The following is a 12,236-nucleotide window of genomic DNA, read 5'->3' on the forward strand; positions in this document are numbered from 1 at the left end:
TGTATGTGTATTTTTTTAAAAACTTTTTTCTTTTCTTACAATTATTTTATATCTTTGAATCAGAGCTAAGGGAAAGGCGTTATAATGTGGGAAAAATGACGATGTTGAATTGCCGTTGACAAAGTCGCCATGTTTATCTGATGATCCGTTCCATTTTTAGCATCAACGATTCGTTCGAAACAGTTGAAGACAGACGAATCCTTATGAAAAGGGCGTAACCAAAGACATACTATTATGACCAGAAAAGCTTGGATTACAAAAGGCAAAAAACGTAGCGTTGCAGATGCAAGCAACAAGATCGTCTTGTTCCCAAAAGATCGTAATTTACCGCCCTAACTGTTCATAACGAAAATAGACAGAAGAGGAAGTGCTTCGCCAAATACGGGTGCACCGTTTTTCGTTGGTTGAGGCGAGTCTCCAGCGATGATTTCGCACCTTGGTCTGTACTACCGATCTGTCTTCCGGTCCCCAAAAATAAAGAACGTTCCCGTGGCAAGTCTGGAATTGGCCAGCTAATACTCAAATTCTACACACCTAAATTAGCAACAATTCTTACTATTCCCAAGAACAATCGATATTTGTTTAGATCTTTTATTTCTAAAGGGGATCGGTTTTTTTTATATATCTTCCTTTTTTTGCGTTCGCCGATAGTTTTCGGTTATCGCACATGTTCTTGAGTGTTTCGTTTCACTGTGTTTCTAAGACTGGCACTTTGTGCATGGCTCGCGTTCGCGCGGGCCCACAGTCGTTTCTATCCCGATCGACGGTTCGCAGCTACTCCAATGCTTTTAAAAGCCAGCAATTTTGAAAAATTATCTCCTATCGGTCATCTTCCTCGCAAAATAATTCTTTAAGCGCCCCCATATCCTACTTCAGCACGCATAATCTTCACATGTATCAAGCATTGCTCCGGGTATGGCGAGATCCATAATCCGGGCTTTTTTAGTTGATATGCAAACGTTTGCGCATTTTACGCAAACGTTTTCTTGCGGCTAGCATAGTGCAAATGCAAAACATATATTTAATATTTGTCATGGTGACACGGAAAAACAGTCCCGTCTTACCAAATAAAATAAGCGTGGATTTCATAATTCACTATTTATTGATCAACTAACTTGTATTTGACCAAATAGAGATTCATTTTTAGATAATTTGTTGTGACGAACGTTCGTCTATAACAATTAATGCTGTGCCTTTTGCAACTAATCAACCGCAGTACTTAAAAATGGACTCCTATCTGATTAAATCGACCTAATTCTAAAAATAATGAAAAAACTTTGGTGTTTTTTGTGTATAATGCCGCTGTTTGGGCAGGTTGTAGCCAGCACGAATATACGTTGGCAAGATACGGTGCAGGACCAAGCGGTGCATGAGATTTTGCTGAAAAGTAGATTCCAAACATTGTACAATAAGCAGGGTGTAAAAGACTCCGTACGGTTGGCGGAGATTGAAAATCTACCTTTCTTGAGCCCCGTACATTACACCAAAGGACAGGTTGCGGGATTATACGTTCAAGAGGCTAACGGAGAGCCGGGTACACCCAAGAATATGACAATACGGGGACTTGGTACGCCGATTTTCAGCCAAAAAGATGCGGTGCAAACACAGCCCACGATCTATGTCAATGGCGTACCCATCGCTCGGGAGAATAACTTTACCTATGCGATACAACAATATCAATTTAACAGATTGGGACCCGCGGCAGATAATTTTGCGGGTATAGACCTCTCCACCGTTGCTTCGATCGAGGTCATCAAAGATCCAGTTCGGTTAGCCAAATTGGGGCCTTTAGCGGCGAATGGAGCGATTTGGATATTGACAAAAGCAGGAAAAGAAGGGCGGCGCGAGATCTCTTTCAACTCTTATTTTGGGATTTCTACTCCGCCAAGCGTCACCCCAGTCAACGCACAATACGAAAACTATTTCCGTCAGCAGTTTTACAGCAAGTATGGATCGCTGAGTGATAGGCTCACCTATCCAGGGTATCTAAACGACTCCACCAACATCAATTACTATGGTCCTGCCAATTGGAACCAATCCTACTACCAAAATCAGCCGCTGTACAATGCCAACCTAGGTATTCGGGGCGGCAGCGAGCGTGCTAATTTTGCTTTTTACGGGGGCTATACAAACAATGGATCCACAGCAGACGAAACCAGGTTCAGGCGCTATCACGCACTATTCAATGTGAACATGGCACCGTTTGAGTGGTTCAATATGGGTGCCGTAGTGAATGCAAATCGTAACACGCGCGATCGCAACCGTAGCCTGCGCGATCGTTTCGGCGAAGCTGCTTATGTACCCGATCTGTCTGTGCCCATGTCGCCGAACAGGAACGTTTATGAGCAGTATCTTGACGTGTACAATCAAGCGATTGATGATAATATCGTGAACTCGGGACAGGCATTGCTGACGTTTGACGTTTATTTTCTGCGTAATTTGAAATACAACACAAGTCTCGGTATTGATTACTCGGAGGGTTATCGGGACGTTTTTTTTCCGTCTTCTCTCATGGAACGGAATAACTATATGTCGAATTATTTCGGATACAGTCAACGCTACCTATATAGTAACAAACTGACTTGGGACTACGATACACCATCAGCATATCAAGTTAACCTCTCTTTGGGTTCTATCTATCAAGAAGATCTTTACCGTTACTCATATGCAAGAGCTTACGATGGTCCAAATGATTTTGTGAAAATCAACGTCGTGGAGGGGAACAGTAATGAATCCGGTTATTTGCAACCTGTTGGCGGTCTTTATGTCAGCCGCTGGAGCAACCGAGAAGACTATCGTATGCACTCGGTTTATCTATCTGGTGCATTCCGGTATAAAAACCGCCTAGAGGTGGACGCGTTGTTACGCTACGATGGATCCTCCACCGTGCAGCCTGACAGCCGTTGGCTATTTACGCCTGCTGTTTCGGCCAAGTACGACATGATCGAAAAAGAGTCGATGACCCATGGACTACTGAGTCAATTTACCATTGGCGCCGGGTGGGCACGGATAGGTAAACCTACGATGACGAGCCGCTATGCTATCGGCCCAAATTATGTGGCCGACCTGGCTTGGGGATCCGAATCAGGGCTGGTGTCCTATAATGGGTTTGCCGTTGCATCACGCCCCTATTCTGAAGGGTGGATAGGATATGGGATGGATTGGCCCTATACGGAGCATGCATCGGTAGATCTCGATGCTGGTTTTCTTGCCAATAGGCTGAATGCACGCCTAAGTGGATATCTGAAAAAAGATCAAAATCAGGTTGTACCTATACCGGTACCTGCAGAATATGGCTATGATAGCCAGCTGTTGAATGGATTGTCCGTGCAAAACAGTGGATTAGAGCTTACGCTCGCAGCACAAATTTTAACCGCCGAGAAAGGTTTGAAGTGGAACTCCTCACTCAACTTTAATTGGAATAGGAACAAGTTGACCGCTCTGCCCAACGGATTGCAGGAGTTGGCGGTAGGACAACGTAAGCTTCAAGTCGGTCATGCAATTGATCAGTTTTGGCTCTTCGAGAATAAGGGAACGTATGTAGATCAGGTAGACATTCCGGTTCAGAACGGTGAAAGGCTGCAGTTTGAAGGCGTGCCTTTCGAAGTGGGAGATCCCGTATGGAAAGATCAAAACGGAGATTTTAAAATTGATCAGGACGATCGGGTTATGCGCGGCCATGCCATGCCTAAATTAGTTGGAGCTTTTCAGCATAATTTCTCCTATCAGAATTTTGACCTGGCTTTTCAGTTCTACTTTGCTTTAGGCCATCAAGCGCTGAATCAGCGTGCCTCATCCAAGTATGATTTTGTCAACAACGAAGCCAGTAATTCATTGGCTGGGATACGGGAGGTTTTCCACTGGCAACAAGATGTGGATATCCGTAAATACCCGATATACAATCCATGGAGCGCTGTTGTTCCTTATCGTGTAGAACAAGATCTATTCTTGGAAGATGCCTCCTTTCTGAAGTTGCGTTCGGTATCGTTGAGCTACGATTTGGCTAAATTAAGTACGGTACAGAACCGATTCAAATCGCTTCGGAAGGCAGCATTGTTTATCACGGGAACCAATTTACTGACCTGGACCAAATTTTCGGGAGGTGACCCTGAATTGATTGATTTTGATGGCTATTACTCCGGGTATGGTCTGCCTATGGCTCCCGTCACAACAATTGGTGTAAAAATAGAACTATAGCATTTATTATGGAAAAGACACTAAAAAAAATGAGAATAAGTAAAGCCATCTTTACATGGATACATGTCATAGCCATGCTATGTTGTACAAGTTCTTGCAACAATAAGTTGGATATCGTATCCTCGAATGCGGGTGCCGAGCAGCTGCAGTGGCAGTCTATATCGGATACGAGGGCAGCTCTAATGGGAATCTACGGATTACTACGCTCGGCCATGGTGGATAATTATGCCCATTGGGTGTATGGGGAGGTTCGATTCGGTGATTTTGTTCCTTACTCGCGTGCCGATCTGGGAGCCGTATCAAAAAATACCTTAAACGCATCGTATCCCATTGTCCAAGATTTATCCAACTGGCGCCGTTTCTATGCAGTAGTTAACGCGGCATCCCTGTTTATCGAGCGTGCCCCTAATGTGCTACGCATAGATAGCCGCTACACCGAGCGGGATCTTAAATACGATGTCGCACAGGCACGTACTTTGCGCGCTTTTGCCTATTTCTACATGGTGCGGATATGGGGCGATGTCCCGTTGTTGACACGTTCGTATGATGACGGTCTTTTTGCCGAGGTGGCCCGCACACCCGAAAATACCGTGCTTGCTTTTGCAGAACAAGAACTTTTGGCAGCAGCGCAGGATTTGCCCTACGTGTACGCATCGGGTTCGCAACAATACTATGGCGAAGGGTATAGCACGTGGGCCGGGGTATTGGTCAATAAAATCTCAGCTTATGCCCTTCTTGCCCATGTTGCAGCTTGGCAGGGTAAGTATCTGAATGCTGAAATATACGCCCGTTTTGCGTTGGAAAATGCGAGTAGCTCCGCTATTGTTGCCTATTCCGTACCTAATCTTTTGAACAGCACAACAGGTCTGTTTGCTCCTAGCGACAAAAATCAGATTTTGGCGCTACGCGCATCGTATGTGCTCGGGGAAGCGACATCCACGGGACATATCGAATCATTGACGCTTGCCTATCCGCTCGTGACACGTGCCAACCCTGATATCTACGTGCCCAAAGATACCATTAATAAAATATTCGTGGAATCTACCGATACACGCTTTGGCATAGACACGGTATCCGGGTTGATCCGTACCAATTATTTCACGGACTTCAACGGCGATATTCCAATCTTTAGCAAGATCCGCGTCATTCGGGACGGTTCGGGAGATGCTGACTTCTCGATCTTCGGATCAAATGTGGTTTTTTCTCGACTGGAAGAGATGCAACTTCTTTATGCAGAGATCAACGCCGTGCTGGGCAATAATGACGAAGCGATCAAATACCTCAACTATGTGAAATTTAACCGCGGAATATCCCCATTCATTGCGGGTTTCGGTGGCGACCTAATAGACGAAATTTTTCTAGAACGCCGCAGGGAATTGATGGGCGAGGGTTGGCGATGGTATGATCAGGTTCGCTATGCGCGTATCAAGAAAAATAATCCGATACTGAATAAGCTGATCGCAGACGACGGTATATTTTGGCCTATAGCAGCAGATGTGCTGAAACGGAACAGCAAGCTTATTCAAAACGATTATTGGCGATAACAAATTGATGACGGAGTGTAGAAAGACCTCATCGCGTTGGCCTTGCTCTCTAAATAACAAATACCAATGAAAAGAACGAAACAATTATTTGCCCTGATGCTTGCCGTCTTCAGCTTCTTTGGTTGCGAAAAAGGTAACAACCATTATGAAGATTACATATTGGGTGAAGTGCAGTATCCCGGAACGACGCTGGCATTTTTGGAAGCGCAAGTGGGCCTGTACGATTCCCTGTTGCTGGTGCTGGATCGTGTACCAGCATTGCGGGTAGAACTCATGCAAACGGAAACGCCGGTAACCCTTTTTGCCATAACCAATAACAGTTTTAGCAATGCCTTGGAGGGATTGAACAGCGTGCGCAGGGTAAATGGTCGACCTCCCTTGTATATCGAAGATCTGCCACAAGCATTATTGGACTCCACCGTCCATCACTATGCTTTCAAAAGAGCGATTGCAACGGATGACCTTAAACCATACGTTGAAGGCATAGAGATGCGTAGCGCCAATAACTACCGCATGCATTTACAGTATCAAGTGACTTCATCTTCCGGGTATGTCGGCGGTGGACAACAGCAAATTAAGCTAAGCGATATGAACAATTCTATTTTTTACCGCTATTGGCAAGAGAGCTTCACTTCCGTGGTCAATGTAAAAACAACCAACGGCTACGTGCATCAATTGACTCCAAGTCACAATTTCGGATTTAGTAAACTAACAGCTCAACTAGCGACCTATCAATGATGAAGAACCATACATGGAAAATACTAGCGACATGTTTGCTCGCGCTATCGGTCATGTGCTCCTGTACAAAAAATCTCCCCGACGACATGGATTCCCTGGGGCAAGACGTGTCCTACAATGTGAAAGAATTTACACCTGTAATTGGAAGAAATACGTTTTATACCAATATCCTATCCATCGGGCAAAATACGTCGCAGCCGCTATCGTTCAAGATCGTCAATATAAAAGATGCGGATGGCCAGCTCGTGCCAACCCTATTTACGGACAAATTTCCGGTGAAGGTATGGGCGGAGATGTACGACGGGACAGAATCTTCTATCGCTGCGATAGAAGGAAAACGCAAAACAGAATATCGGCCAATTTTGGAGATTTTGGAACATTCCGGGAACATCAACTTTTGGGGTGCCGGCAGCTCCGCATTTATACGCGCCCAGCCTGACTCCGGTTATACATTCGACGTTGAACTTACCAATTCAGGAGGAAGGCGCTACTTGCGGGATTTCAAATTAAAGCCTTTCCGAGAAAGACCCTATGAACCCAGTGTTGTGGATCCGGTTACCGGATTGGCATTGCTGCCTTATTCGTTTGCAAATTATGCGATAAATATGGTTGGTGCTCGTACCAGAACAGCAATAGGGTCGTCTGCCATCCGCGTGTATTTCAATAAAGACGAAGAAGCGCCCAAAGATGGGACAAAAACCTTAACAATAAGTTTCTTGGATTCACTTAATAAACCTATTGATCCCAATAGGTTTAATGACACGAAGTGGGATGAACTGGTGCACGGCTTCAACCACAGGATCGAAAATAATAAGGTGATCTATGACGTGTCATATCCAATTCCGCTGACCAATATCGAAACGCCGTATACCATTGTGGGAGGACAATACGCCAAGCTGGATTTCGGATATCGGCGAATGAATGATTTTGGGTTTATAGAGCGTGCTTCCTTCGGACTGAACTTTGCCATTTACGAAGAAGGGCATTGGGAGATTCAATTCCGGTTTTCCGGAGAGACACCGCTATTTAATTAAAAAAGGTACGAACTGACTCTAGCTTAAAAATATGAAATTGAAGATAGTTTTTTGCATCCTGGTATTTCTTGGCCTTTTCGGATATCCGATTGTGCAAGGCCAGACGATGCTGGTCAAAGGTACGGTGAAAGCTGGCGATAATACCCCATTGGCAAACGTTACGGTGTCTCTTGAGTCGCCAAAACGCGATCTTGGAAAAACAGGCGATGACGGTAGGTTCGTCGTGTCCGCACCAACAAACGGAGTTTTGCTGTTTAAATTGCAAGGGTACGGAACCGTTAAGCAAACGGTCGCAGCGGGAAAAGCAACGTATGAGATTCAAATGACATCCACCTTCCAGGAGCTGGAAGAGACCGTAGTAGTGGGTTATCAGCAGCGCAAGCGCGAAACTTTAACCGGTTCTGTCGTAACCATTAGTGGGAAAGATATACAGGATATACCCGCGGGAAATTTTGTAGAACTGTTACAGGGTAAAGTTGCAGGTCTGAATATACAAAATAATACCGGTAGTCCCGGGATGCGTGGCACGATGGCCATTCGCGGGATATCAAACATCAATGTCTCGGGAAGCGGAGACAACTCCTTTCTTACGCCTACTTCCCCGCTGTTTGTCATCGACGGTGTTCCGGTGGACGATAATACGGGATACGAATATGGGTTTCAGACCGCTGGCCCCGGCATATCGCCGATCTCGATGATCCCTCCCGAAGATATTCAGGATATCACGGTGCTAAAAGACGCTCAGGCGACAGCGCTGTATGGATCTAGAGGGGCGTACGGTGTGATTCTGGTCACGACGAAACGTGGTAACTCCAAAGTTCCGATTATACAATACACAGGACAGATGTTCTTCAATGCGGTGCCAAGCTTGAGACAGACCATTGGTGGTAAGCAAGAGCGTTGGATGCGTATTGATCAGATCATGCAATACGACACAACCTTTGCTGCAGCAATCAGACGAATCAACGATAATCCAATCTTAGCCGATAGCTTGAATCCATATTTCAACAATTCCACCGATTGGCAATCGTATTTCTACAGAAACACGATCAACCACTCCCATAATTTAAATGTGTCTGGTGGGGATGTGGCCTTCAATTACAAGGTCAATATGGGCTATTTTGATGAACGTGGAATCATCGAAAATACAGGATTCAAGCGATACACCATTCAGTCCAACATGCAGTACATGCCGAATGATCGGTTTCGTCTCCTCGCCAATGTAAATACCAATATGGCAAAGAATAGTTTAGGAAGTGGTAATGCCATGATGCAGACCGGCGTTGGGGAATCGGTGAACACGAGCTCGCTTTTTCCCGCTCCGTCCATCTATTCGGGGAGTATGGGAGCCCTGTCTGCACTCCGTGTATTGGACGATAATAAGACCGGAAACTTTGTGTCGCAGGTGGAGCTGCAATATGAGCCTTTCCCAGGTTTAAGAGCGACGAGCACGGTCAATTTCAATTATTCATCCGCAACAAAAGATCGCTTTACCCCAGAACTGCTGAATGGAAACAGCTCGGAGGTGTACAGCTATAATGAACGTCGGAATAAGTTGTACAATAGAAATATGTTGTCTTACGTGAAAAGTTGGATGGATGGAAAGCATACCGTGAATGTCTATGGATTTTCTGAAATGGAAATGTCGGACTTCCGCTCCGACTTGAATCGGGTATTCGGCACAGCAAATGATCAGTTTACCACGGGGATAAGTTACAACACGAGGCTATCACTTGGAGGAACACTCAATAACCTGACAAATTTTAGATCCATTGCCTATGCCGGAAGCGTATCGTATAATTATGATTCTAAATATATCGTAGAGGGAACCTACCGGATTGATGGAACGTCGACAACGGGGGGAGCGTCACCTTGGTCGTACAACCCTTCTGTCGGTCTGCGGTGGAATTTCAAGAGAGAAAGCTTTCTGGAAGACGTATCGTGGCTTGATGTCGGGTTCGTTCGCGGGACATACGGACGGAATATCACACCCACCGGCTCGCTGTCCGACCTTTATGGATGGTACCGTATCGATCCACAGACCTACAACAACCGACCCACCACATCCTTGGATTTAACCAATGCGCCGAACATCGATTTGATGCCACAATCATCCACGCAGTGGTCTGGTGGACTTGACCTTGGTTTTTTTGATAGTATGTTTTACTTGACGTACGAGACCTATTACAGGCAGGTGGATCAGATACTACGCTCCAAGGCCATCGCAAATCATAATGCTTTCGCGAATGTCTTGACAAATGAGACCAGTTTGGTAAACTATGGACATGAATTCATTTTAAGTTATCGACCGAAAATTGGAAATCCAGACTGGAAGTTCACGTTCAGTGCCAATGGCGCGATCAACCGAGATGTCACAGCATCCCTTCCTGATGGCGTTCGGCAGCTGCTGCAGGCGGATAATTCGGGATACGATTTGCCGCAGTTCTACCGTTTGGGACGGAATACCATGACCTTTGTACTGTATAATTACGAAGGGGTATTCATGTCTGATGATGAGGTGCCGGTAAATCCATTGACGGGGCTGCGTTACCGGGCAGGCGGGACACTGTCTGAAGGACGTTTTTTCCGTGCCGGCGATCCGAAGTTTACCGACATGAACGGTGACTATATTTTGGATGAAAATGACTTGGTTTACGTTGGTAATTCGCAACCGATGATCACGGGCGGCTTTAATACCTTCGCACAATATAAGAATTGGTCGCTGACCACACAGTTCTCCTTTACTTTGAAGCGCGATATTTTGAATACCGCCTTGGCGGATCGATTCCGAAACTATTCCGATCCGACCGGAGCAAATGCCATTGGAAATGGCAATAACCCCGGAGCCTATGTGCCGCTGGACGCATACAATGTTTGGCGACAACAGGGCGATAACGCGGACTATCCCAATGTGTCTGACTTTACGCGTTTGTCGCTATACAACCCCTACCGATATAATTCCACCATGTTTTTGGAGGATGGATCCTATCTGAAATTTAACTCGGCAACATTAAGCTACAACTTCGATCGGAAATGGTCGCAACGCTTGGGCGTAAGCTCTGCACGGGTGTATGTTACGGCATTCAATATCTATAATTTCAACCGGTACTCGGGTCCCGATCCAGAACTGGTAACCGCGGTGGGGCGAGATGCCTCATCAGGTTATCCGAATAAACGTAGTTACACATTTGGCATGAACATTCAGTTTTAAAGAGATGAAAAGAAAATTGATATATATAGGTTTGAGCTTTTGCAGCTTGCTCCTGTTATCCTGCGGTAAGAACTTCTTGGATATTACACAGATAGATAAACTTACTGGAAATAACTATTGGACTTCGAAAAATGATGTGGAACAGTACTTGGGCGGTATCTACGGGAGCTTCCGCGCCGCCACGATGAGTAATATTTTTTTTCCGGCAAGCGGAGATCTTCGCTGCGCGCCTATTGTTCGTACTAGCGCGACATCAGGCCCGGGAAGGGACTACTTGTCTTTTTTACGGTCCAATAATTTAAACGCTATCTTCGCGCGGTCTAGCGAATTCTCGTATTTCGGTTTTGAACAGATCACCAGATGGAATACGTTTTACAAGATGGTACAGAATGCGAATATCTTGTATTACGAGCTTGAAAATAGGGAAATGCCATTTCTTTCCGATGCCGATGTTAGCCGTTACAAAGCCGAAGCTGTTTTTCTTCGATCGCTGGCTTATTTCTTTATGGTACGCCTCTACGGTGACGTCCCATTTTATACTACAGTCAACACGGATCCGCTTCCGCGAACCAACATGCTGACTGTACTGCAAAATATTTCGACCGACTTGGATGCACATGATCAGGATCTACCCTGGACTTTTGATGATCCGTCTATCGTTGCTGTTCGCGCTATGCGCGGAAGTGCTATTGCGCTTAATATGCACATCAATATGTGGATTGCTGGATTTACTACGGCCGATAAATCTATGAATTATAGAAAAGTCGCGGAATTGGGACGTGAGATTATGGAAGATAACAATGGTGCTTACGAGCTCTTGCCGCTATCCCGAACCCGCGAGATATTCAAGGGTAGGACCAAGGAAGGGCTATTTGAAATTGTGCAGAACTATAATTTTGGAGAGACGTTCCACCTCTCGGCATCCTTTTCCGATTATGTTTTACGTGCACCCAACAAAGTGACGCCAAATTCATATATCTACTATGAATCTCGGTTTTTTGAAAAACTGTATCCCGCTGCCCAACAAGATTTGCGGAAAGTATACTGGTTCGACGAATACATCTACAATACGACAGGACTATTCCAATGCTTGAAATTTTTGAATGTATTTATGGAGGAAGGAGAGGACGCCAATCCCGACGATAATCAGATGGTCTTTCGATACGTGGATGCCATTTTATTGCGTGCCGAGGCTTTGGCCGAACTGAATAACGATGTAGAGGCTCGCGATGTGGTCAACGTGGTGCGTCGACGAGCGCAGGCCTCCACGATCACCGAGGAAGGCGATGATCTCAAGGACGCGATATGGTGGGAGCGTGCAAGAGAGCTATTCGGTGAAGGGAATTTTTACTATGATTTGGTTCGCACGGGTAAGGTTATCAACTCGGAATATACCAGTGCTCCAATGAGTGTAGCTTCTTATAGAAGTGGTGGATGGACTTGGCCGATCGATGCGGCTGCATTGGCCAATAATCCTTTTATGCAATTAAATAATTTTTGGACAAACTAATG

6 protein-coding genes are annotated in these 12,236 nt (G+C 45.4%); all 6 read left to right on the plus strand.

Annotated elements, in window-relative coordinates:
* Positions 1-1,266 precede the first annotated feature (1,266 nt).
* The 6 genes from IE165_RS11890 to IE165_RS11915 all read left to right on the plus strand — a co-directional run bounded on the left by IE165_RS11890 (position 1,267) and on the right by IE165_RS11915 (position 12,234).
* Positions 1,267-4,197, plus strand: a complete 2,931-nt coding sequence (locus IE165_RS11890; RefSeq protein ID WP_229826524.1) for a SusC/RagA family TonB-linked outer membrane protein — start codon at positions 1,267-1,269, stop codon at positions 4,195-4,197.
* A gap of 29 nt (positions 4,198-4,226) precedes the next feature.
* Positions 4,227-5,741 (plus strand): RagB/SusD family nutrient uptake outer membrane protein, encoded by a 1,515-nt coding sequence (locus IE165_RS11895; protein WP_229826525.1) that lies wholly within the window; start codon positions 4,227-4,229, stop codon positions 5,739-5,741.
* Positions 5,742-5,807: 66 nt separating this feature from the next.
* The gene (locus tag IE165_RS11900; protein ID WP_189626849.1) at positions 5,808-6,479 is read left to right on the plus strand and encodes a hypothetical protein; all 672 of its coding nucleotides are present in this window, start codon (positions 5,808-5,810) and stop codon (positions 6,477-6,479) included.
* Entirely contained in the window at positions 6,476-7,513 is a 1,038-nt protein-coding gene (locus IE165_RS11905; protein WP_189626850.1) for a DUF5007 domain-containing protein, read from the plus strand. The genes IE165_RS11900 and IE165_RS11905 overlap by 4 nt, the downstream gene beginning before the upstream one ends.
* 31 nt (positions 7,514-7,544) lie before the next feature.
* A complete protein-coding gene (locus IE165_RS11910; protein ID WP_189626851.1) occupies positions 7,545-10,724 on the plus strand; it encodes a SusC/RagA family TonB-linked outer membrane protein in 3,180 nt (1,059 codons plus the stop codon).
* 4 nt (positions 10,725-10,728) lie between these two features.
* A complete protein-coding gene (locus IE165_RS11915) occupies positions 10,729-12,234 on the plus strand; it encodes a RagB/SusD family nutrient uptake outer membrane protein (RefSeq protein ID WP_189626852.1) in 1,506 nt (501 codons plus the stop codon).
* Positions 12,235-12,236: the final 2 nt, after the last annotated feature.

Source organism: Sphingobacterium griseoflavum (assembly GCF_014653155.1).
In the GTDB taxonomy this organism is placed as follows: domain Bacteria; phylum Bacteroidota; class Bacteroidia; order Sphingobacteriales; family Sphingobacteriaceae; genus Sphingobacterium; species Sphingobacterium griseoflavum.

Bases quoted from the DNA above. Each gene is read 5' to 3' on its own strand.
- IE165_RS11890 (WP_229826524.1), top strand. From the start codon at position 1,267: ATGAAAAAACTTTGGTGTTTTTTGTGTATAATGCCGCTGTTTGGGCAG.
- IE165_RS11895 (WP_229826525.1), top strand. From the start codon at position 4,227: ATGAGAATAAGTAAAGCCATCTTTACATGGATACATGTCATAGCCATG.
- IE165_RS11900 (WP_189626849.1), top strand. From the start codon at position 5,808: ATGAAAAGAACGAAACAATTATTTGCCCTGATGCTTGCCGTCTTCAGC.
- IE165_RS11905 (WP_189626850.1), top strand. From the start codon at position 6,476: ATGATGAAGAACCATACATGGAAAATACTAGCGACATGTTTGCTCGCG.
- IE165_RS11910 (WP_189626851.1), top strand. From the start codon at position 7,545: ATGAAATTGAAGATAGTTTTTTGCATCCTGGTATTTCTTGGCCTTTTC.
- IE165_RS11915 (WP_189626852.1), top strand. From the start codon at position 10,729: ATGAAAAGAAAATTGATATATATAGGTTTGAGCTTTTGCAGCTTGCTC.